Annotated in this window: 21 protein-coding genes, 1 tRNA gene and 1 pseudogene; 11 read left to right on the forward strand and 12 right to left on the reverse strand. The window is 38.4% G+C overall.

Annotated elements, in window-relative coordinates; translation table 11 throughout:
• Positions 1-4 precede the first annotated feature (4 nt).
• The 4 genes from E4O00_RS10705 to loaP all read right to left on the reverse strand — a co-directional run bounded on the left by E4O00_RS10705 (position 5) and on the right by loaP (position 4,697).
• Positions 5-1,180 (reverse strand): DegT/DnrJ/EryC1/StrS family aminotransferase, encoded by a 1,176-nt coding sequence (locus E4O00_RS10705; protein ID WP_253677354.1) that lies wholly within the window; start codon positions 1,178-1,180, stop codon positions 5-7.
• Positions 1,181-1,352: 172 nt separating this feature from the next.
• Positions 1,353-2,681: a S41 family peptidase gene (locus E4O00_RS10710; RefSeq protein WP_253677355.1), complete on the reverse strand. Its 1,329-nt coding sequence runs from the start codon at positions 2,679-2,681 to the stop codon at positions 1,353-1,355.
• A 5-nt stretch (positions 2,682-2,686) separates the two neighbouring features.
• The gene (locus tag E4O00_RS10715; protein WP_253677356.1) at positions 2,687-4,174 is read right to left on the reverse strand and encodes a polysaccharide biosynthesis protein; all 1,488 of its coding nucleotides are present in this window, start codon (positions 4,172-4,174) and stop codon (positions 2,687-2,689) included.
• A complete protein-coding gene (loaP, locus tag E4O00_RS10720) occupies positions 4,161-4,697 on the reverse strand; it encodes an antiterminator LoaP (RefSeq protein ID WP_253677357.1) in 537 nt (178 codons plus the stop codon). Before loaP ends, E4O00_RS10715 begins: the two co-directional genes overlap by 14 nt.
• A gap of 185 nt (positions 4,698-4,882) precedes the next feature.
• On the opposite strand from loaP, the gene E4O00_RS10725 reads away from it, so the two are divergent.
• The 3 genes from E4O00_RS10725 (at position 4,883) to msrB (ending at position 7,244) form a co-directional block, all read left to right on the forward strand.
• Entirely contained in the window at positions 4,883-5,653 is a 771-nt protein-coding gene (locus E4O00_RS10725) for a threonine/serine exporter family protein (protein ID WP_253677358.1), read from the forward strand.
• Positions 5,653-6,111 (forward strand): threonine/serine exporter family protein, encoded by a 459-nt coding sequence (locus tag E4O00_RS10730; protein WP_253677359.1) that lies wholly within the window; start codon positions 5,653-5,655, stop codon positions 6,109-6,111. Before E4O00_RS10725 ends, E4O00_RS10730 begins: the two co-directional genes overlap by 1 nt.
• 68 nt (positions 6,112-6,179) lie before the next feature.
• Positions 6,180-7,244, forward strand: a complete 1,065-nt coding sequence (gene msrB / locus E4O00_RS10735; RefSeq protein ID WP_253677360.1) for a peptide-methionine (R)-S-oxide reductase MsrB — start codon at positions 6,180-6,182, stop codon at positions 7,242-7,244.
• A gap of 72 nt (positions 7,245-7,316) precedes the next feature.
• Here msrB and E4O00_RS10740 read toward each other — a convergent pair whose 3' ends face one another.
• The 3 genes and pseudogenes from E4O00_RS10740 to E4O00_RS10750 form a co-directional block, all read right to left on the reverse strand.
• Complete coding sequence (locus E4O00_RS10740; protein WP_253677361.1) at positions 7,317-7,832, reverse strand: nitroreductase family protein; 516 nt, start codon at positions 7,830-7,832, stop codon at positions 7,317-7,319.
• A 24-nt stretch (positions 7,833-7,856) separates the two neighbouring features.
• The gene (locus E4O00_RS10745) at positions 7,857-10,169 is read right to left on the reverse strand and encodes an MFS transporter (protein WP_253677362.1); all 2,313 of its coding nucleotides are present in this window, start codon (positions 10,167-10,169) and stop codon (positions 7,857-7,859) included.
• Between the two features lie 15 nt (positions 10,170-10,184).
• A pseudogene (locus tag E4O00_RS10750) lies at positions 10,185-11,298 on the reverse strand (DNA adenine methylase).
• Between the two features lie 142 nt (positions 11,299-11,440).
• Here E4O00_RS10750 and pepF point away from each other — a divergent pair.
• From pepF to E4O00_RS10765, 3 genes are read left to right on the forward strand one after another with little or no spacing between them, the layout of a single operon-like run.
• The gene (gene pepF, locus E4O00_RS10755; protein ID WP_253677363.1) at positions 11,441-13,279 is read left to right on the forward strand and encodes an oligoendopeptidase F; all 1,839 of its coding nucleotides are present in this window, start codon (positions 11,441-11,443) and stop codon (positions 13,277-13,279) included.
• 21 nt (positions 13,280-13,300) lie between these two features.
• Entirely contained in the window at positions 13,301-14,275 is a 975-nt protein-coding gene (locus E4O00_RS10760) for a M28 family peptidase (protein WP_253677364.1), read from the forward strand.
• Between the two features lie 47 nt (positions 14,276-14,322).
• Positions 14,323-15,312, forward strand: coding sequence for a Fic family protein (locus tag E4O00_RS10765; protein ID WP_253677365.1), 990 nt, complete (start codon positions 14,323-14,325; stop codon positions 15,310-15,312).
• A gap of 42 nt (positions 15,313-15,354) precedes the next feature.
• On the opposite strand, the gene E4O00_RS10770 is transcribed toward E4O00_RS10765, so the two are convergent.
• Positions 15,355-15,427, reverse strand: a tRNA-Lys gene (locus E4O00_RS10770).
• Between the two features lie 115 nt (positions 15,428-15,542).
• On the opposite strand from E4O00_RS10770, the gene E4O00_RS10775 reads away from it, so the two are divergent.
• The 5 genes from E4O00_RS10775 to E4O00_RS10795 all read left to right on the forward strand — a co-directional run bounded on the left by E4O00_RS10775 (position 15,543) and on the right by E4O00_RS10795 (position 19,704).
• Positions 15,543-17,012, forward strand: coding sequence for an NAD(P)/FAD-dependent oxidoreductase (locus E4O00_RS10775; protein WP_253677366.1), 1,470 nt, complete (start codon positions 15,543-15,545; stop codon positions 17,010-17,012).
• Positions 17,009-18,316, forward strand: a complete 1,308-nt coding sequence (locus E4O00_RS10780; RefSeq protein ID WP_253677367.1) for an NAD(P)/FAD-dependent oxidoreductase — start codon at positions 17,009-17,011, stop codon at positions 18,314-18,316. The genes E4O00_RS10775 and E4O00_RS10780 overlap by 4 nt, the downstream gene beginning before the upstream one ends.
• Positions 18,309-18,695 carry a DUF1667 domain-containing protein gene (locus E4O00_RS10785; protein ID WP_253677368.1) on the forward strand — a complete coding sequence of 129 codons (387 nt, stop codon included), beginning with the start codon at positions 18,309-18,311 and terminating at the stop codon, positions 18,693-18,695. Before E4O00_RS10780 ends, E4O00_RS10785 begins: the two co-directional genes overlap by 8 nt.
• 56 nt (positions 18,696-18,751) lie before the next feature.
• On the forward strand, positions 18,752-19,354 hold the full coding sequence (locus tag E4O00_RS10790; protein WP_253677369.1) for an ATP-binding cassette domain-containing protein: 603 nt from the start codon (positions 18,752-18,754) through the stop codon (positions 19,352-19,354).
• A 71-nt stretch (positions 19,355-19,425) separates the two neighbouring features.
• Positions 19,426-19,704, forward strand: a complete 279-nt coding sequence (locus tag E4O00_RS10795; protein WP_253677370.1) for a BsuBI/PstI family type II restriction endonuclease — start codon at positions 19,426-19,428, stop codon at positions 19,702-19,704.
• A gap of 33 nt (positions 19,705-19,737) precedes the next feature.
• Here E4O00_RS10795 and E4O00_RS10800 read toward each other — a convergent pair whose 3' ends face one another.
• The 4 genes from E4O00_RS10800 to E4O00_RS10815 all read right to left on the reverse strand — a co-directional run bounded on the left by E4O00_RS10800 (position 19,738) and on the right by E4O00_RS10815 (position 22,713).
• Positions 19,738-20,733 (reverse strand): lipoate--protein ligase, encoded by a 996-nt coding sequence (locus E4O00_RS10800; RefSeq protein WP_253677371.1) that lies wholly within the window; start codon positions 20,731-20,733, stop codon positions 19,738-19,740.
• 92 nt (positions 20,734-20,825) lie between these two features.
• On the reverse strand, positions 20,826-21,464 hold the full coding sequence (locus E4O00_RS10805) for a hypothetical protein (protein ID WP_253677372.1): 639 nt from the start codon (positions 21,462-21,464) through the stop codon (positions 20,826-20,828).
• 1 nt (position 21,465) lies between these two features.
• A complete protein-coding gene (locus E4O00_RS10810) occupies positions 21,466-22,332 on the reverse strand; it encodes an ABC transporter ATP-binding protein (protein ID WP_253677373.1) in 867 nt (288 codons plus the stop codon).
• 15 nt (positions 22,333-22,347) lie between these two features.
• On the reverse strand, positions 22,348-22,713 hold the full coding sequence (locus E4O00_RS10815) for a GntR family transcriptional regulator (RefSeq protein ID WP_253677374.1): 366 nt from the start codon (positions 22,711-22,713) through the stop codon (positions 22,348-22,350).
• Positions 22,714-22,718 lie beyond the last annotated feature (5 nt).

The following is a 22,718-nucleotide window of genomic DNA, read 5'->3' on the forward strand; positions in this document are numbered from 1 at the left end:
AAAATTAACGCCTATTTAATTTTGCAAGTTTAATTATTGTTTCAATAACATAATCGGAATCTTCTTCACTCATAGAAGGATAGAAGGGCAAACTTAAACTTTGCAAATATTTTTTATTCGATTCCGGAAAATCGGAACTATCTAAACCGTATCTTTCTTTTATATAAGACATTTCAAAATGAGGTATAAAGTGCACCGAAATCCCCAACCCCCTTTCTTGTAAGGCTTGACCGAACTCCTCTCTGCCTATTTTTAAAGCGTCAAGGTTCAACCTTAAAATATAAAGATGCCACGCATTGCCTTCTCCATCGGGTGGAAGAATAAAAGAATCGTTCCCTGCAAATGCAGCATTATATTTTTCGGCAATTTTTTTACGCTGTTCAAAAAAACTTTGAGCCTTTTTAAGCTGAGCCCTTCCTATTGCAGAAAGAATATCCGGCAGGTTACACTTCCAGCCCTCAGCCGTAACATCGTACTTCCATGAGGCCTTTGTATCGGTGTATCTGTCCCATATGGTGCGGTTTATACCGTGAGAACGCATGAGCCTTATACGCTCTGCAATTTTTTCATCGTTGGTACAAATCATTCCGCCCTCGCCGGCCGTAATTGTCTTTGTTGCATAAAAAGAAAAAACGCCGCAGGTACCGAGAGTCCCGGCATAGCCTTCGTTAGTCTTTGAAGGAAAAGCATGAGCTGCATCTTCTATCACGGCAACGGAATATTTTTTTGCAAGATCATTTATAGCCCTCATATTGCAAACATTTCCCGCAATATGAATAGGAACAATAGCTTTAACACTCTTATCTTTTTTTAATATATCTTCAATTTTTTCAGGGTCTATACTGTAAGAATCTTTTTCTATATCGGCATAAACCACATCACCGCCTAAGTGCAGAGCTGAGGTTGCCGTCGAAATAAAGGTATAAGGACTTGTCAAGATTTTAGTTCCGCTCTTTATACCGCAGGCATCCATTGCAAGCATAAGTCCGTTTGAAGCCGAGTTGACTGCAAGAGCGGCCTTACTTCCGGTAAAGGCTGCAAATTCTTTTTCAAACTCAAGGGTTTCCTTTCCCGTAGTAAGCCATCCTGAACGGAGCACCCTCATTAGGGCTTGTTCTTCTTCATCAGAAAAGGAAGGAGTAAAAAAAGGAATCGTTTTTTTAGCTTGAACATCTTGCATATATCTTGGTCCTTTGCCGCATAAAATCAACAGCAAAGTATACTAAAATTTTAATTATTATGCAATAAGACGACTTTTTCGCGGTTAAGCTTGACCCCAAAAATAAACCGCAGGTTTGTCTTAATGATAATCCATACCGCTATATTAAGGGAGAAGAAAAACTTTTGCTCCATCAAAAGTTTGTCCTCTCCCCTAATTTTTTTATAGTTTCCAAACAGGTTCCAAGAGCACTTTTGCCGGGAAGATTATAGATATCCGGAGCAGTACCGAACTCATCTGTACAACGGCCGTCTTCATTTAAGCCGTACATAAAATCAAAATTTATTAATAAACCGCTGTTGGGAAGAACAATGTAAGCAGGAGATTTACCGTTTGCTCCGGCTCCGCCCGTATTCGTTCCGACAACAGTAGCAAAATCTGTTGCTTTGCACACATAAGTAAACCGATCGGCTTCCGAATATACGCCGCTGTCTACAAGAAGCCAAAATTTTTTATCTTCACAGGGTTCATATCCCATAATAGGACGAGCTGCAATTATCTCCTCCAATCTATAGGCCTTATCATTTTTTACAGTGCCGCAATTTTCTATATAAGAAACTTCTTTCCGATTGATTTTTTCTGCTTTATAATTTTTAAAAAACATATCCAAATAAGTATCCGTATATTTATTTTCGCTATAAAGGCCGTAAGAAACTATATTCATATCTTTTTTTATATGCGGAGATATTATTGCTTCATAATTTTCAATATATCCGCCTCCGTTATTTTGTATATCTATTATTATATGCTTATAATTTGCCGTTTCAATAAAAAAGTCTTCTAAAGCTTTTAGATATTCTTGCTTTTCTGCTAGTTCCGTTGTCAGAAAAGATCTGATTTCTATATATGCAATATGGTCCTTCTCGATAATCTGTATAAACGGCTTTGAATATACACGTGTTCCTATTAATGGAGACGTTCTATTTTTAAAATTACCTATATTTTTATCGCTAATAACTTCTGCTTGATGTACATAAAAATAAAAGTCATCTATCAAATCATGCGGCTTAATCAAGTGAAGCGTATTCCATTTAAAAATTTTCTTATAATCAAAATAATCGGAAGGATAAAGATGCCCCAGATATCTATTCCCTGTAATTTTTCTGCATAAGTCTTTATAAAAAAAGTAGTATCCGTATTGCATCATAGGATCAGACAAATATTTATATCCTGCCTGTTGTATTTTTTTTAAATCTACACCTTTGCGTTCACATACTTCAGTAAAAGGATAGCCGTTATAAATAAAATCCCAAAAATATTCATAATCAGCCTGCATTTTTTCTTCAGAAATAAAACCGGATATTTCATCATTTTGTTTTGATATATTCAGGGCTATTATAACAAATACCAAAGCAAGAACAAATATTATAGCACTGATTATTAATTGCTTCATGGAAATATTTTTAATCCATTTTAGAAATCTTATTTTAATTATATCATAGATAAAAAACAAATTTATCATTCTCCTTACTTGCTAATATGAGTTAATAAATCTTTTTCCTCTAAAAACTTGCGCATTTTTTCTTTATTGCGAAAAATATCTTTATGTTCTTCAGTGTAAAAACAAAATGGATAGAGAGTCTTTAAAATTTCGTTTAATATTTTAGAATCGAATTCTTTTTTATCGCGGAGACACATAATTTTTTCGTAATCGGTTTTTTCAAGATATTCGGTTGAAGACCAAAGAGGTTCTTCCAAACGCTCCCCTTCTCTGGGGCCGATTATTTCTATCTTAATATCTTTTTCAGGTTCAAAGCCCATATAGCTTATTAACTGCTTTGCCGTCTCATAAATATTTACAGGCTCTCCCATATCAAGAAGATAGGACTCGCCGGATTTGCCGACACCGCCGGTCTGCAGTACCAAGGAACAAGCTTCGGGAATTGTCATAAAAAATCTTATCATCTTTTTATCGGTTACTGTAACGGGGCCGCCGTTTTGTATCTGCTCCACAAATAAAGGAAAGATGGAACCTCTTGAACCTAAAACATTTCCAAAACGTACAAACATATAGGCCGAATCTTTTTTTTCTTTTACGGTTTCGGCAGCCTGCAATACCAATTTTTCACTTAATAGTTTTGAAACGCCGTAAACCGAAACAGGCTCAACAGCCTTATCCGTCGAAATTAAAACAAAGCGCTTTACCCCGAATTCGATACAGGCATCCAAAAGATTCTTCGTTCCGAAAACATTGTTCTCGATAACGGCAATAGGATTTTCCTCCATCAGCGGAACATGCTTATAGGCCGCCGTATGAAAAACTGCATCGCATTTTAATTGCTTGATGATGTAGCGCATATACTCGCGGTCTTTTAATTCCCCGATTACAGGAACAATAGTCGCCTTGTCTCCCACTCCGCCGGCCTGCAATATTTTAAGTTCCTTATAAATTTGATAGATGGAATTTTCTCCGTGCCCGAAAAGATAGAGGCGTTCCGCTCCGCCGGATAAAAGCTGACGGCAGAGTTCGCTCCCGATAGAACCTCCGGCTCCGGTAATTAAAACACGCTTTCCGTGCAGATATGCCAAACTTTTTTTTAAAGAAATTGTAACGGGAGTGCGGGTAAGTAAATCCTGCGGATCTATCTCGCGGGCCTGCACCAAATGCGCCGAACCGTCAATGATTTGAGAAATTGCGGGCAACAACTTTATTTTTGAAAATCCGGCCGATTTTAAAAGCTCATATATTTCCCGCAAACGCTCGGAGCGTATACTGGGAATTGCAATCAGAGCCTCATCCCCTGCATCTATTCTTATTAAATGAACCGTTTCACTTATAGGCCCGAATACCGGAATGCCGTCAATCTTGGTTCCGATTTTTTTAGGGTCATCATCTAAAAATGCAGCAACCTTACCGAATATTTTTTTTGCCGAAATTTCATGCGCAATCATAGTTCCGGCGAGACCTGCGCCTACTATATATATAGAAGATTTTTGCTTATTAGGACGGTCCATTTTTTTCTTCCTTCTTTATTGTTTCAAATCCTAAGTCGATATAAAAAGCAGTCTGACACATATCCAGACAAACGGTAGCTCTTCCCTTTCTCTTATTTACTCTTACAATATAACCTTCAAGCCCGCTTAAAGGACCTTCAATAACTTTTATTCTATCATTTTCATCAAATACAACTTGTGAAATTTTCGCAACCCCTCCAAAAGAAATAAATTGATTAAGGATTTCCAAATCTCTTCCTTCTAAAGATCTGGGTTCTTGATTGTTAGGTAAAAATCTATAAAAGCCTTTACACTTTTTAAGATGCTGATACAGCTCTGTTGAAAGCTCATCAGCACCTACAAACAAATACCCTGCAAAAACAGGCAGCTTCTTCTCCGTTACCTTACCGGCCTTTCTTATCTTTAAAATTCTTTGAGGAAAAACTATAGAATAAGAAAGCTCTTTAAATTTATTTTTAAATTCCGCATCATCGATAAAATTCTTTTCTTTACCTGTACTGACCTGAACTACATAATAATCCATATTTGAATGATTATATCATAAAATACGCATTAAATAAAGTACTGCCTCTAATTTAAGTTTTATCGGTTAAGTCTTACCGTATAAATAGCAAGAGCTATTACCATCACATAACACTGGCTTACTTGTTTTTTTCAATCTCCTGTGCTATATTTTAATTCAAGATTTTAACACGATTGAGGAACATAATGGAAGAAGAAAAAAAAGCGGTTTCAATTTTTAGAATCGCCTTAGCAGCAGGAGAGCTTCTAATAAAAAACGGAGCCGAGATGCATAGAACAGAAGAAACAATTTTAAGAATATGTGCTTCTCGAGGTATTAACGACATAGCCGTTTTTATAAGCCCCACCGTAATCATGATAGGCGACGATAAAAAAGAAGGCACCACTTATATTAAAAATATCAAGAGCCGAGGCAGCAATATAAAAAAAATTTCATTGGTAAACGAATTTTCAAGAAACTTTACCCAAGGCAAGGTACCCGAAGCCGATGCTCTAGATATTCTAAAAAAGATTGATGCAGAAAAAGGCTATCCCTATTGGCTTATATTGACTACAGCCGGAATAGGCTGCGGAGTTTTCTCAGTACTTCTCGGCGGAACGGTAAATGATTTTATCGTTACATTTCTTGCAACCTTTGCTGCCGTTTTCTTAAATGATAGAATTACCCGGTTTTCTAAAACGGTATTTTTAGGAAATTTTATAGCGGGCTTTTTTGTCGGCATAATAACCATCTTTTTTTATCATGTAGGTTTTGTAAAAAATCTTGACATGATAATAGTGGGAGCCGTTTTGTCTTTAGTACCCGGAGTAGCCTTTACATCAGGAATACGGGATTTTATTTTGGGAGATTTAATTTCGGGAATAGCCCGTACCTGTGAGGCTGTACTCATCGCAGTCGCAATCGCCTTCGGTATAGGTTCCGTTCTTTTCGCTTACTCTCTTTTTGGAGGAATATAATGCCGCTCTACATACATGCAATAGCATCCTTTATCGCAAGTTTTTGTTTTTGTTTTTTGTTTTCGGTTCCGAAGCAAAATACAGTTTTAAGCGCCCTGTGCGGAAGCGTCTCTTGGACGGTCTTAATATTTTTTCAGAACATGGGAGTCAACTATATATTTGCAACCTTGGCAGGAGCCTTAGCAGTAGGTCTCTTAGCGGATTGGTTTGCAGTACTTCAAAAGACACCGGTTACATGCTTTATCGTTATAGGTACTATTCCCTTGGTTCCCGGGTTTAAGGTTTATAAAACCATGCTCTTCTTTGTTACTGATAGATTAGAAAAAGGAGTGAGCGAAGGAGTTCAAGCCGCTTTTATCGCCGTAGCCATATCAATAGGCTTAATTATTTCTACATCGGCAACCCGTCTTATTAGAACCATAAAGAAAAAAGCGGCAGACAAAAAAACAAGAAAATAAATTTTATTATTGAAACCTCTTGTTTTGTATAAAAAAAAGAAGTACATTTTTTTCGAGAGGAATTAGATATGAAAAACAAAAAGATTATATTGCCGGTGAGTCTTGTATTTTCGATAGTTTTATTTTTATCGTGTACAAAGGCTCAGGCAGAACAAAAACTATCTATCGGAGGAAAAGGAATGATTAGAGAGATATATCTTGCAGGCGGATGCTTTTGGGGCGTTGAAGGATATTTTAGACAAATACCCGGAGTAAAAGAAACGGACACGGGCTATGCAAACGGTAAGAGCGATTCTGCAAACTACAAGGGACTGCACAGCAGTGACCACGCCGAAACAGTAAAAATAGTTTATGATGCATCTGTAGTAAGTTTGCAGGAGTTACTTGCACACTATTTTAGAGTAATCGACCCTACATCCTTAAACAAACAGGGAAACGATGCAGGCCGCCAATATAGAACAGGTATTTACTATGTAGATGATTCTATGATTAGAGAAATACAAAGTTTTATTAAATTTATGCAAAAAAAATATTCAAGGCCGATTGTTGTTGAGGTTGAAAAACTAAAACATTTTATTCTTGCAGAAGAGTACCATCAAGATTATCTTGAAAAAAATCCCGGCGGCTATTGCCACATAGACTTAACCCTAGCCCTTACCCCGCTCTATGATGAAAGTAAATTCAAGCTGCCGTCAAAAGAAGAATTAAAAAACTCTTTAACGGCAATACAGTTTTCCGTTACTCAAGAAAAAGCAACCGAAAGACCTTTTACAAGCGAGTACGATAAATTCGATGCTGAAGGAATTTATGTTGACATCACAACAGGAAAACCTCTTTTTTCTTCATTAAACAAGTATGACGCAGGCTGCGGCTGGCCTTCATTTACGAAAGCCATTACAACTCAGGTTCTTCAATATTTGGAAGACAGAAGCCACGGCATGAACCGCACCGAGGTTGTTTCAAAAACGGGAGGAGCCCACCTAGGCCATGTCTTCGATGACGGCCCTTCCGATACGGGCGGATTACGCTACTGCATAAACGGTGCAGCCTTACGCTTTATCCCTTACGATAAAATGGAAAAAGAAGGTTACGGAGATTATCTCCCCTATGTAAAACCTACAGGCAATTTTTAAAAACTATCAAATAGTTTTAGTTAATATAAAAGACCGGCATAGAAACATTCTATCCGGTCTTTTTTTATTCTTTTAATTTATGAATTCTACAGGTTCGGTACGTGTTTTAGGTTCGGGATGTTCAGCAGGATAACCGATAGCGGATATTCCGCAGACAACATGATTTTTAGGAATATTAAAAGAATCTAAAACGCGCCTTATTTCGGGCGAATTACATTTTTCTCTCAGCTGATTTATCCAGACTGACCCCAATCCCAAGGCATGAGCCGCAAGATAAATATTTTGAATTGCAACCGAAGAATCGCAGTAACCGAAGCGGTCATCCTCTTCAAAGCTGATCAGTATCAAAGCATCACAATCATAGATTCGATAATTCGGAATATCAAGCACGGAAGAAACGGCCCTTGCAAGTTCCTGTATTTTCTCCCTATTATGCACAACGGTAAATTTTCTCATCTGCCTGTTTTTACCTGTCGGAGAAGCCTTAGCACATTCTACAATTGTTTTAAGCTTTTCGTCTTCGACCCTGTCTGCCGTAAACTTACGCACACTCACACGAGTGAGCATATTCTCAATAACCTCATTCATATCCTACCTCCATCTAATTATCTTTTAAATTGCTGCCAATTTCGGTTCCTTAAAAATCGACACGGCCCAATAGCACAAGAAAAATCTAAAGGACTTATTTGTAACCATATCGACATCCATTATAACGCTCAAAAGAAGAGCAGTGTTCATGCCTAAAAATTCTTCCGCTAAATCCAAAAACCATTTTATAAATTCTGTATCGTTTGAAGCCTCGCTTATAAATGTTAAAATTATCTTTTTAAATTCAAGATCAGAATTTTTTCTTTTTGCAAAGGCTTCATCCAGCATGTCGGTAAAAATCGCTCCCGTGTCCCTCGCTTCATTTTTAAATCGGTCATAAGCAAAATAAAAACCGCCCTCCACATTCATCATTGAAGCCAAACTTAAATAAGCCTCATCTTCTACCAAGGAAGGAAGCCCCTCCCTGCGGAGCAAGTCGATTATAAAGGGAATGGAATTTACCGACCTATAAGTTTCCATAGCCTTAATGCCCGAAAGCAGAATTTTGGGATTTTGTGTTCCCGATAGGATTTGATAAATTTTAAATTGAGAAGCCTCATCTTTAAGACGTGCAAGAGCAATCATCGCTTCCCCTGCCAAAATATAATCTTCACTTTCAATGGCTTTTCTCAAAGGTTCGACAGCTTGGTAAACATTAAAATGGGCAAGAGTTTTAGCAGCAAGAGCGGCCGTAGTAAATTCTCCCTTATTCAATTCTTCTAAAAGAGATTCCCTATTTTTTGCCGAAAGTTTTTCTAAGGAATTTAGCGACTTCATTGCAGAATATCTTATCGAAAAGCGAGGAGACTTCATATATTGATTTAACTTGTCGGCCGATTCTTGAGAAGCTGTTGCCGTAAGTTCATGTAAAATTTTTTCTTCCGTTTGAAGGCTCTCACTCGAATCCAGTTTATACAAAAGGTTTAAAGCCTTCATGTCTCGCGGCGAAAAAATAACTGCAAGAGCATCCTTTACAAGGCGGCCTCCGAGGTTTAAAAGCTTAATCTGAAAAAACATTCCAAAAAGGATGCAGATTATAACGCCCGAAAAAAATAAACGGTACATGCTCAAATTGGAAAAACCTGAAGTTTGCAGCATATCCAAAATGCGGCCGCCTAAGATTGAACCGAGAGCTCCTGTAATACCCATAACAAAAAAATTGAGCATACTCAAATCCATCAAAGACTTTGACGGAACTATCCCGAAGAAGTAGGCCTGAGATGCATCCATTTGAGCTGAAAAACCCATGTTGGTTATCATCGAAAATAAAATCAAAAAGATAAAGGCAATCAAGTGCATATCTCTGGCAGGTGCTATAATTGCAGGAATAAGAGCTGTAACACTGAGAGCTGTAAAAATAACATACATCGGCTTTGCACCCATCCTGTCTATCAATAGGCGCATTAAAAGACCGACCAAAAGGGAGCCCATAGTTGAAGCAAGAGAAAAAATAATTACCAAATTATCGGGTATACCGTAAACTGATCTTCCGTAAACAATTATAAAAGGGCGGGCCAAACTTATTCCGAACTGAATTATAAAAAACGAAAAAATATATAGCTTAAAGTTTTTATCTGCAAGGGCTTCCTTAGCGGCGGCAAAAAAAGAACCCTTTTGAAGATTTTGATTTCCCCGTTTCAGTTTTCGTATTTCCTTTCGGCTTTTTCCTTCCGCCCTAGCCTGCTTTACAGCTTCCATTCTTCTTTCAAAATCGGGATCGGGAAGTTTAAGTAAAAGAGCAGAAGCGGCAAAGCCCGTAATAATTCCTATTATTGCAGTTATATTATATGTAGAAACTATATCGATTCCCAGCCTTGGAGAAAACCACAAAAAGACGGTTAAAAATATTATGGCTGTGAGTGCTGCCGAGTTATTTGTCAATGAGATTTTGACTATATAAGAATTTCGATCCTTGCCGGGAGCCAAAAGGCTTATGACCGGATTGTTTGCAACTATTCCGGCTCCGCGGAAAAAGTTAAAAAGAGCTACCGCAAGTAAGAGCATAAAGATGGCTGCTTCATTTTCTCCGCTAAAATAAAAAAACGGAATAAACAAAATAGGCAAAAGCGAGGCGTTACGCAAAAACCAAGTATAAGCAAAAGTTTTTACAATCGTAAACCTTCGAGCCATCAGCTTGCCTAAAGGAATTGTAAAATAGCACATATACATAAAGGCTGTAAGCAAACCTATGACGGTACTGTTAGCTTTTAGAGCAAGAGCATAAAGAGTGATTGTGTTTCCTGTAACGAGGGCAAATGAAAACGAGTTGATTCCATTGTACGCACTAAAAACGCTGCGGCCCTGTTTAATTCTAAAATTAGATAATTGTTCTTCCATCACAGGTATTTTAATCTATTTTTTTAAAACAAACAAGTATTCCGAAACATGAATGTTCCTATTGTTAAGATTTCGGCTTCCCCGAAAAGTATTGTATTTTATTTCGGCGGTTTTTAGTTCTCCGTATTTTTGCAGCATAGCGGTCATATCTTCAAAAGAAATAAAGCCCTCCGAATTATAAGAAATCACTGCATACTTCGAATCAAGAGATGATATAATTTCTTCCATGGATTTTAAAGCCAGATAAGGTTTATTAAAGGCGGAGCGCTTCCAGTCTTGGGTAATTCCGCTTACCTTGCTTATAGGAACATCGAGTTTATTTTTAAGAATTAAATTAAGCATAAAATAATTTGAACCGTATGGATGCTGATTATAAGGCGGATCGATATAAGCGATATCTATATTTTTAATTTCTTTTGAAAGCTCTACAGCATCCTTTGTAAAAAATTCAAGCTCGGAATTAAAATTACTAAAAACGGGCTCTTTTAATTCCACCTCGCCCAATATTCTTGTCAGGGCATTTTTCCCGCTGGCACCGAAGCAGCCTATTCCCGTATTTTTGTCCTTATAAAACCCCTTAAATACGCCGCTTGTATTTACATGAATTGAAGCTTCGGTAATTAGGGGTGCCAAAAAAAATCTTTTTAAATTTTCTTCCGGTACAATTTTATCGATAAGATTTCTATAGGTATCGATTAAAAGAGCATTTTGATGTGTATAAAAAACTCTTTCTCCTTTTTCGATTTTGTTGTCATTCTTGGGAGCGTAGTTTTCTGTAATTACTCCGGGGATTTTTTTATCTGAACAAGAAGAGATTATTTCTTTTCTTAATTGACCGCAAAGTTTTTTAGGATATTCTTCTTTGTTTGTAAGATAACATGAGTTTATAACATATGAATAACTTTCCAAATCATTAACGATTATCTTTGAAGCATATTTTTTTTAACATACGGGCAACTATGCCGGAACCTGAAAAAAGATCCGCACAGATAAGCTTTTCCTTGTTTAAGTTTTTAGATATAAGCTTTACCTCTTCTTCTATTTTATCTATAAGAGTTCTTTTATTGCCGAGGTATGTAATTATCTGTGTGGTAAGAAATTCCTTATTTTCTTCTTGCTGCTCTTTCATAGATTCGATGCTTCCTAAATTCAGAAATGTTATACTACTATAAAGATTAGAAACTTACAAGAAGATAGAATCAAGCCTTGCCTTTGAAAATTAAAAAATTAAGACCCTTGTCTATTTGTCTTCATTGTTGTATAGTATATATATGAAAAACTCAACAACACCTAAACGTTCCGAGATCGCACAGAGCGACAAATGGAATATCGAATTACTTTTTAAGAATGAAGAAGAATGGGAAGCAGCCCTTGCTTCCATTCCTGAAGGCGGAAAAGAAATCTTAAAATATAAGGAAGCCTTTTCCAAGCCTGAAACAATCGATGCGGCAACCCTGCTTGCCTGCCTCAAGGCTTCAACAGGAGTTGATAGAATTGCAGAAAAAGTCGGGAACTATGCCTTCTTACAAAAATCATCAAATGAGGGAGATCCCGAAAATATTAAACGCTTAGGCAAATACATGATGACTGTTACGGAGCTTTCTGCTGCAACCAGCTGGCTCATGCCCTCTATCATGGAAATCCCGGAAGAGAAAATCCGCTCATGGATTGATCCTTCAAGCCCCACAGGTAAGGACTTTGCCGATTTTAAGGTTTCCTTGGAAAAGACCTTGCACCTAAAGCCTCACACCCTTTCCGACAAGGAAGAAAAGATCTTAAGCCTTTTAAGCGAGCCCCACGGCACGCCCAGTCAGGCCTTTTCGGTTTTAACTAACGTAGATTTTGACTTCGGTACAATCACCACAAAAGAAGGAGATATAAAACTAACTCAATCTTCCTATTCGAAGTTTATGCAGAATCCGGACAGGGCCTTGCGCGAAAAAGCCTATAAGCAGCTTTACGGTACATACGGTGCTCATAAAAATACAATCGCAAGTTTGTATACAGGACAGGTTCAGCAAAACGTAGCCCTTGCAAAAATCAGAGGCTATGGTTCTGCAAGAGAAAAATCCCTCTATGTGGACAAGGTTCCTACAGCTGTTTATGACAACCTTGTTGACACCATTCACAAAAATTTAAAGCCCTTGCATAAATTCTATGGTATGCTGAAAAAACATCTGGGAGTTAAAGAGCTCCGCCACTATGACGTTTATATGCCCTTGGTCAGCGAGGTAAAAAAAGTTACTCCGTATAATGAAGCTGTCGACATCATCACTGAAGCCCTCAAACCTCTTGGAGAAGAATATGTTAAAACAATCAGAGACGGTCTTTTAAACGGCTGGGTAGACAAGTACGAAAATGAAGGCAAACGCTCCGGTGCCTTTTCGGCAGGCGGATACGACAGCGTTCCCTATATCTTGATGAACTACAAAGAAGATGTTATCCGTGACTTATTCACCCTTGTACACGAAGGCGGCCACTCCATGCACTCATGGTACTCGGTAAGAAACAATCCTTATCCCTGCTACCATTACACAATCTTTGAAGCCGAGGTTGCCTCTACCTTTAATGAAGAACTCTTATTCAGACACATGATTAAAAATACAACCGACCCGAAAATTAAAGCCTATCTTTTAAGTGTCAGAGCATCGGATATCCTCGCAACCCTCTACAGACAAACCATGTTTGCAGAGTACGAAAAGATTACCCACGCCCTTGTCGAAAGCGGCACACCTCTTACAGTCGAAAACTTGCGAAGCGAATACAAAAAACTTTTGGAACTTTACTTCGGTCCCGAAATGGTATTCGAAGATGTAAGCGACTTGGAAGGAATGAGGATTCCGCACTTTTACAGGGCCTTCTATGTTTACAAATATGCAACAGGAATTTCCGCCTCAATGGCTCTTGCCGAAAGGGTTTGCTCAGGCGGCGACAAAGAAAGAGAAGACTACTTTAAGTTCTTAAAATCGGGAGGCTCACGCTATCCGATTGAGTCGCTCAAACTTGCAGGTGTTGATATGGCAAGTCCCGCTCCGGTACAAGCAGCCTGTGATAACTTTGCAAAGATTGTAGACGAACTTGAAAAAGCTCTTGAAGAATTAAAAAAATAAGAATAAAAGGCTTTAACAAAAATGATTCAGGAAAATGAAGACAGTTTGCTCAATTCCGATTTGTTTAAAGCCTTTTTAAAAAAAGACCTTAACCGCTGTGATTTTATATCGCAGTGGTTAAACGCCAATAAGGTTCCGCACAGCATAGTAAACCTTGCACAAAAAAAACACATCATCATAAAATACCCTGCACAGTTTTACGATAAGAATTTTAAGATGAAAACCCTCGTGGCTCACTATGACAGGGCTCCAAATACCCAAGGAGCCAACGACAATTCCGCCTCTTGTTTTATCCTCATGAACTTTGCAAAAAAATTATGCGCTTACACAAAGACCCACAACATAAAAATTATCTTTACCGACGGTGAAGAAGCAGGAGCGGCCGGTCTTCGAGAACAAGGATCTTACACACTTGGAATGGGTTTAAAAAAACTTAAAATGGATGAAGACGATATTTTTGTATTCGACATGTGCGGAAGAGGCGATACCCTAATCCTTTCCCGTTCAGGCATTTTCGGACGGGATAAAGAAAAAACCAAAAGGCTCGACGAGCTTCATAAGCGGGCCGGCCTCCTTGCACAGAAGGCTTGTCCGAATCAATGGCTTTCAATGCTGACGGCTTACAGCGACAATGCCGGCTTTATTGCTGCCGGCCTTTGCGCCCAAGTCATAACCGTTCTCCCTCGGGAAGAAGCCGCAACTCTTTTGCGTTATCTCCCGCAGGAAAAAGAAGGTTATCCCTTGAGCAGTCTCCCTCAAAAGAAAACTTCAGTACTAAATAGCCAAAACAAAACTCAAAATAAAACGGCCATGGGTGAACTCACGGACATGGTAATAAAAAATCAAAAGCCGCCCCAAGGTTCTCCTTTCGAAAAAATCATCCCTTTTACATGGCAGCTCATGCACACAGCCGATGACAAGATTGAAACTCTAACTAACGAAGCCTTCATCCTCACCGAAAAATATCTTAAAGCCTTGACGTACAATTACCGCTAAAACTACTTACTTAACTATATCTTAAAAATCTTTTATAATGAAAGAATATGAGTTACGAACCCCCATTTAAAATTACGTCAAAAGCTATAAATTTGATTTCTCAAATATCCGAAAAAATCGGAGAAATAAACAACCTTGAAAATACCGAGCGAAGTGTCCAATTAAGAAAAAAAAACAGGATTAGGACAATCCACTCTTCATTGGCCATTGAAAATAACTCTTTGTCCATAGAACAAATCACTGCAATCATTGAGGGGAAAAGAGTCCTTGGGCCGCCGAACGAAATACAGGAAGTAAAAAATGCCGTTCAAGCCTATGAATTACTTTTAAACCTGAGCCCTTATAACCAAAAAGATTTACTCAAAGCCCATCAGCTTATGATGAATGATCTCGTAAAACACAGCGGTAAATACAGAAAGGGAGGGGTCGGTATTTTTGACGGAAAAGATGTAGTGCATGTAGCTCCTCCTGCCGATAGAGTTCCTTTTTTGATGAACGACTTATTTGACTGGCTTAAAAACAGTGATGCTCATCCCTTAATTAAAAGCTGCGTATTTCATTATGAGTTTGAGTTTATCCATCCTTTTGAAGACGGAAACGGAAGAATGGGACGCTTATGGCAAAGCGTAATCTTAACAGAGTGGAAACCGATTTTTGCATGGCTGCCTATCGAAACTTTAATAAAGGAAAATCAAAAACTCTATTACAAGGCTTTGGGAATTAGTGACAGCAATGCAGACAGCACGGAATTTATTGAATTTATGTTATCGATTATTTTAAAAACGATAGAAGAAATAATTTCAACCGAATTAAAGATTACTCAAAAGATTACTCAAAAGATTACTGTAAATCAACAAAAAATTATAGCCGCAGTAAAAAACAATCCTTACATTACCCAAGAAGAACTCGCCGAAATCGTAGGAATAGCACGTTTAAATATAATTAAAAATATGAAAAAACTGCAAGAAAAAAATATCATCAAGCGCATCGGGGCCGACAAAAACGGGTACTGGCAAATCTTGGATGAAAAGTCATAAAAAAACCTCTAAAAACTAATGTTCCTAGAGGTTCAATTAAGATGAGCCATGCAGGCTTCGAACCTGCGACCCACAGATTAAGAGTCTGTTGCTCTACCAACTGAGCTAATGGCCCATAAAACGAGTCTTGATTATATAAAAATCTAAAAAAAAAGTCAATGCTATACCGAATAAAATTTGCTTTTTTTTCATATAGACTAAGCCTCAAAATAGTGATATTATCAAAAGATATGTACGACATAATAATAATCGGAGCAGGAGTTGTAGGAGCCTGCATTGCACGGGAACTTTCCAAATACGAATTAAAAATCGCCGTCCTCGAAAAAGAATTGGAATTCGGCTGCGGTACAAGCAAGGCCAACAGCGGAATCGTCCACGGGGGCTATGACGCAAAGGAAGGCTCATTAAAGGCAAGGCTAAATGTGAGAGGTAATTTTTTAGTGCGCAGCTTAAAAGAAAAATTGGATCTGCGCTTTAAACAATTAGGCTCTCTTGTAATCGCCTTTAGCGAAGAAGAACAAAAAGAACTTTCAGCCCTCTATGAAAGAGGCATAAAAAACGGAGCTGAAGGCTTAGAGCTTTGGGATAGGGAAAGGCTTTTAAAAGAAGAACCCAATGTTTCAAAAGAGGCATTGGGTGCTCTCTACTGCGGAACAGCCGGAGTCATCTGTCCCTTCGATATGACAGCGGCCTTTATGGAAAACGCCGTTTCTAACGGTGTAGACTTCCTCCCCGAAAACGAGGTCATCTCAATTGAAAGAGAAGACCAAGCATATGTCATCAAAACCTTATCAGGCAAGGCGGAACAAAAGAGTTTTAAAACCAAGCTGGTTATAAATGCGGCAGGACTTTACTCCGATAAGATTGCAAAAATGGCAGGCGACGAAGATTTTAAAATTCTGCCCCGCCGCGGGGAGTACCGCCTCTTCGATAAAAACTATACAAATCTTGTAAACCATATCTGCTTTCAGGCTCCCTCAAAGATGGGAAAAGGCATCTTGGTTCTCCCCTCCTACCACGGGAATTTTTTGGTTGGTCCTTCCGCAGAAAACATTGAAGATCCCGAAGACACCTCCGTTTCAGCCCAAGGCTTGGCTCAGGTAGAAGCGAAGGCTTTAAAGACAGTGCCCTCACTCAATTTCAAAAACACCATCCGCATTTTTGCAGGAGTAAGGGCAAGACCTGACACTGGCGACTTTATGATCTATGCTTCAAAAAATTCCAAGGGAATTATACACGCAGGCGGAATCGAATCGCCAGGCCTAAGCTCGGCTCCCGCCATTGGAGAATACGTTGCGGAGCTTGTAAAAAAAGAAGCGGATGACTTAAAAATTCCCTTTAACAAAAAGAAAAACTTTAACGAAAAGAGAAAAGCAATCAAGCACTTTGCCGATCTGAGCCCAAAAGAGCAGGAAGCCCTTATAAAAGAAAATCCTCTCTACGGCCATGTTATCTGCCGCTGCGAAACAGTAAGCGAGGCAGAAATCATTGAAGCAATTCACCGGCCTGCGGGAGCCCGCACGGTTGACGGCATAAAAAGGCGGGTACGCCCCGGCTCGGGAAGATGTCAGGGAGGCTTTTGCGAGCCCCACGTTCTCCAAATCCTTTCACGCGAATTAAAAATCCCTATCGAGAAAATTCAAAAGGATAGAAGAAACTCTCCGATTGTTTACGGAAAACTAAAGGGCGGTGCACAATGATAAATATAAAAGAAAGCAATAATTGCAAAGACGAATACGAGGTCGCCGTAATAGGCGGAGGCCCGGCAGGTTTGGCAGCAGCCCTTGAAGCCAAAAAAAACGGAGCTTCTTCCGTTCTCATAATAGAAAGAGACTTTGAACTCGGCGGCATCTTAAACCAATGTATTCATGCAGGCTTCGGCCTCCACGAATTTAAAGAAGAATTAACCGGCCCCGAATATGCGGAACGCTTTATAAAGATGGTAAAAAGAGAGGACATAGATATCCTCCTCAATACCATGGTAATCGACCTAACCAAAGAAAGAGAGATTACTCTCATAAACGAAGGCGGCTTAAAAAAAATAAGGGCGGGAGCTGTAGTCCTTGCAATGGGCTGCCGCGAGCGCACGGCAGGAGCCATCTCCCTAAAAGGTTACCGTCCATCGGGCGTAATTACCGCCGGCATGGCCCAGCGCCTTATGAACATCGAGGGTCTTTCAGTCGGCAAAGAGGTCGTAATCTACGGCTCAGGCGACATCGGCCTAATCATGGCCCGCCGTATGACCTTGGAAGGAGCCAAGGTGAAGGCCGTTGTAGAAATAATGCCCTATTCAAGCGGCCTAAACCGGAACATAGCCCAATGCCTTGAAGACTACGGGATTCCGCTTTTTTTAAGCCACAGCATATCCTGCGTCCACGGCAAGGACAGGGTTACGGGAGTTACGATAGCGCAAATAGATTCTTCCTTTAAAGAAATTCCCGGAACCGAAAAAGAATTTTCCTGCGATACGGTTCTTCTTTCAGTCGGGCTCATCCCCGAAAACGAACTTACGCAAAAGGCAGGTATAGCCCTCAACCCGATAACAAACGGCGCCTTTGTCGATAACGGAATGGAAACGGAAACGAGCGGTATCTTTGCCTGCGGAAATGTTCTCCATGTGCACGACATCGTAGACTTCGTTACAAAGGAAAGCCGAACAGCCGGAAAAAACGCAGCCCTCTTTGCTCAAAAAAACAAGAAGCTTGAAAATAATACCCCGCAAAAAGAGGAGGCGGCTTTTATTAAGACGAGAGCAAAAAAAGGAATCCGCTACATTGTTCCGAATAGAATAAACACAACCAACATCGACGGAGCTTCACTTTTTATGCGGACGGATTCGGTTTATAGAAATGCTCATCTTATAATTAAGTCGGGCGAAAAAATTCTTGCACAAAAGAAAACTGCACAGCTGGTTCCGTCCGAAATGATAAACATTCCCTTAAATTTTATCACCTTAAAGGGATTGACCGAAGACATAACTGCGGAGGTAATTTTAGATGAGTAGAGAACTGATAAAAAAAGATTTTACGTGTGTGTCCTGCCCGCGGGGCTGTAAACTTTCAGTCTTCAAAGAAGAGCCGGGAGAATTTTCCGTTAAAGGAAATTTATGCAAGGGCGGAGAGCTTTATGCAATGCAGGAAATTAAAGACCCTCGAAGAAATATAAGCTCGACTGTAATAATCGAAGGCGGAGTTCTTCCCTCCCTTCCCGTAAAAACTTCAAGCCCCATCCCCAAGGCCTTGATCTTCGATGTAATGAAAGAAATAAACAGCGTCAAAACTCAGGCACCTAAAAAGATGGGTGAAGTGATAATTGAAAATGTGCTTAACACAGGAATAGACATAGTCGCAAGCCGCTCCTGCCTCAAAGCCGGGCAGAGATAAATTAGTACTTAAGCCGTTCAGTAAAGCTGAACCTTTCAGCTAAACCGAGAGGAAAAATGGACAAACCGATTAGAATACACGACGGAACTTTTTATTACTCTAAGCACAAGGTTTTTCAAAACCTCAATATCGAAATTCCTGCACAAAAAATTACCTGCATTTTAGGGGAATCGGGGGCGGGCAAAACTACCCTCCTAAAAATTATTTCAGGCAGCCTTGAGTTAAAATCGGGAAAAATAGAAAACCGTCCCGTCCGCGGAAGCTATGCTATGGCCTATCAGGATATGCGCCTTATTCCTCATCTAACGGCCGTAGAAAATATAGAATATGTTTTGGATTTAAAAAATTCTTCAAAAATTGAAAATAAGGAAAAGGCTCTTTTTTATTTAAGAGCCTTGGGACTTTCAGACTTTGAAAACTTTTTACCTGCCGAGCTTTCAGGCGGAATGCAAAGACGGGCAGGTCTTGCCCGCGCCTTAAGCTATCCCGCGTCCCTACTACTCCTCGATGAAGCCTTCGACTCCCTCGATGAAAAAAACAAGTACAAGGTTGCCGATCTTTTTTTATCGATAGTCAAAAAAGAAAAGCGCACCGCAGTCTGCGTAACCCACGACGCACCCTTCGCAAAAAAAATTGCGGATAAGATAGTGGAGCTATAATAGACAGGCCGACAGTATGCAGCGTTGTTTATCATGTATGCGGCTTCTATTAAGATCTAATGAATGGCAAAATGCCTGATGTAATTTTATATGTTGAAAATAAAAATTGGCTGGTTTTGATAGAGTCTGCTACATCTCATGGTCCTGTTGATAGTAAGCGGTTTATAGAATTAAAAGAATTATTTTCATCAGTGAATTCCTATCCGGTATTTATTTCCGCATTTCCTGACAAAAAAACATTTATCAAATTTGCTCACAATATTGCATGGGAAACGGAGGTTTGGATTGCAGAAAATCCGGATCACATGATTCATTTTAATGGAGATAAATTCTTAGGCCCATATAAATAAAAACTAGGCATCGGATAGGATAATCGCTATACTCTATCTAAAAAACAAATCTACAAGCTCGTCTATTTCGATTGTGCCGAAATAGGCTTTTAAATCAGCATCTGCAAGTTTTGCACTTACGGCATTTTTTTCGTATTCGCAGCCTTCCAATAGTTTTTCAATTTCGGCAACATCCTTTGTACCGAAAAAGTCTCCGTGAATTTTTAAATCGAAGATCTTTGCATTTTTAACGTTAAAGAATACTTCAATGCTTCCTATGGGGAACCTTTCATAGTGGGAATATTCTGCCTTGGGAGAAGCTCCATAGTTCCACTCTTTAAGGGAAAATCTTTCGGCATATATTTTTTTGACTCCATCGAGCTCCGATTCGGAAAGTTTATATTCTACAGGTTCTTGTCCCTCAAGCTCAAAGATAGCTTTCAATAATTCGGCCTTAAAATCGGCAACAGAAATATCCCGCTTTAAGTGGGGTTTAATATTTGTAACCCTGGCTCGAACGCTTTTTACACCCTTCGATTCAAGTTTTTCTTTTCGTACATTGAGAGCCTTCGAAAGTTCTTCCAAGCGGACATCAAACAGAATACAGCCGTTACTCAAAACCCTGCCCTGCCAAACCGACTGGGAAGCACCGATACATTTTTGCCCGTCTATAGTAACATCGTTTCTGCCGGAAAGCTCTGCCTTAACGCCGATTTTTTCCAAGGCATTTATAATCGGAATATAGTAGCGCTTAAAATCAATTGTCTGATTTTCCCTTGTTTTTGCAACAAACGAAAAATTCAAATTGCCGAGATCGTGATATACAGCTCCTCCTCCGGTTATGCGGCGGACAACTTTAAGATTATGCTCACTCACATAGTCATCATTTACTTCTTGATAAGCATTTTGATTTTTACCTATAATTACGGCAGGGCCGTTTTGCCATAAAAAAAAGTACTCATCGTTTTCAAGAGGCAGATGTCTAAAACAATATTCCTCAAAAGCCAAATTATATTCCGGATCATTTGAATAAGTTTCTAAGTATTTCATAAGACTACTATACAATAAAATAAATCTTTCTTCAATATAGAAATACTTAGCTCTTTTTATTCCTAAGCATAAAACTTTTGAATCTAAATTTGTTAAAATTCCTTGTTCCTAAAAAAGAAAGAAATTAAAATAAGAACTAAAGAAACAAGATAAACTGCAAGAAAAAACAATGTGAACGGAATTATTTGAAAAAAAGATTTTAGTTTATCATGCGAAGTATTTAATCCGATACTTACTAAAGTAAGAACTGTAGGAGGCAATCCGTAAGCTATAACTGAGGTAATTATACTGCGCAAAAGTCCTCCCTTAATTGAAACTGCACATAAAATCATATTAAAAGTTACAGACGAAGGTAAATAAATAAACAGAATCCAAATAAGCAGTTTTAGATCTTCAATCGGTAGAAAAAAATTTATAATATATAAAATAAGACTTAAAGTAAAAATACTTAAAAAATTAACCGACAAAGAATAAATAGTATTTGCAATAAAATATTCTTTTCCACGTATCGGCATTAATATACACATTGTAATAGATTCATAAGATGAAAGAGAGGGAATCATAGTTCCGATAAATAAAAACATTAAACCTTGAAAAAAGATAACATTCCGAGCAGCAGGTATCAATGCTCCTATAAGAATCTCGATAATTCCAATTAAAAAGAAAATACTTCCAATTAAAACACCAATACTATGCATAGAATTAAATATAATCGCTCTAATTTTTTTCATTTTAGATTTTCTCCTTTGTATAAAAATACATAATATCTTCAAGGCTTGCATCTTCGCAAACCATTCCGTTAAATTTTTGATTTTCCTTATCCGAAACCAAAACCTCATAAGCATAATCGGTTTTTCTATAACCTATATATTCATTACTATACAATGACTTAAAAGTCCTTTCATCTATTTTTAAAAGCCCGTAATTTTTATTTATATTTTCTAAAGAAGAATCAAAAACTTTTTTCCCTTCACTTATAAAAACAATTTCATCGCAAATTTTTTCAAGCTCATTTGTTTGATGGCTCGAAATTAAAACCGAGTGATTTTCGTCAAGCATAAAATTTCTTATAAGATCTAAAAATTCTTTTTTGGAAACAGGGTCTAAAAAATTAAGAGGCTCATCCAAAATCAAAAACTCGGCCCCGTGAGAGAGGGCTATAGCAATTTGAAGTTTTTGCATAGTCCCGGACGACAGCCCCGACAAAAACCTTGAAGGAGGAATTTTAAAATCGTTTAGGTACCTTTCGTAAAGCCTCTGATTCCAATTTTTGTAAACACCCGCAAAAAATCTTCCAAGTTTTTTAGGCGTGAACAACAAGGATAAAAAACTGTCGTTTATAACAAAACCGATTTTTTCCTTTATTTCTATATTTTCTCTTTTTAATTTCTCCCCAAAGAGGGAGATTTTTCCGCTTTCCGGCTGGTACATATCGAGAAGAAGGCGTATAAGAGTTGTTTTCCCTGCCCCGTTTTCTCCTATTAAACCCGTAACACAGCCCCGCGGAACCGAAAAAGAAATATCATCTAAAGAAAAAGCCTTTTTACCACGCCCTATCGAAAATTTAAGTTTTTCAACTTTTAATACATCATCAGACATAAAACCTCCCATAAGCTAATAAATACGTCTAAGGATTTTATATAAATCCTCAGCATTTAGATTAATTTTTTTTGCTTGACTGCAAACCTCTTTTAACTTTTCTTCAATATTTTTTTTTATCGATTTTTCTATTTTTTTTAAATTTACATCGGCAACAAAATATCCCTTCGCAGGAACCGAATACAAAAAGCCTTCGCGGGCCAAGTCTTCATAAGACCGCTTTGTAGTGATGACGCTCACACGCAAAGATGCAGCCAAGGCCCTCATCGAAGGCATCGGCTCCTCTTTTTTTAAAGAGCCTGATAAAATTTGATTTTTTATCTGTTCTGAAAGCTGCTCATAAAGAGGAACTCCCGAAGAATTATTCAAAAAAATATTCACTTTCG

Origin of the sequence: Treponema sp. OMZ 788 (genome assembly GCF_024181245.1) — a bacterium.
Taxonomy (GTDB): domain Bacteria; phylum Spirochaetota; class Spirochaetia; order Treponematales; family Treponemataceae; genus Treponema_B.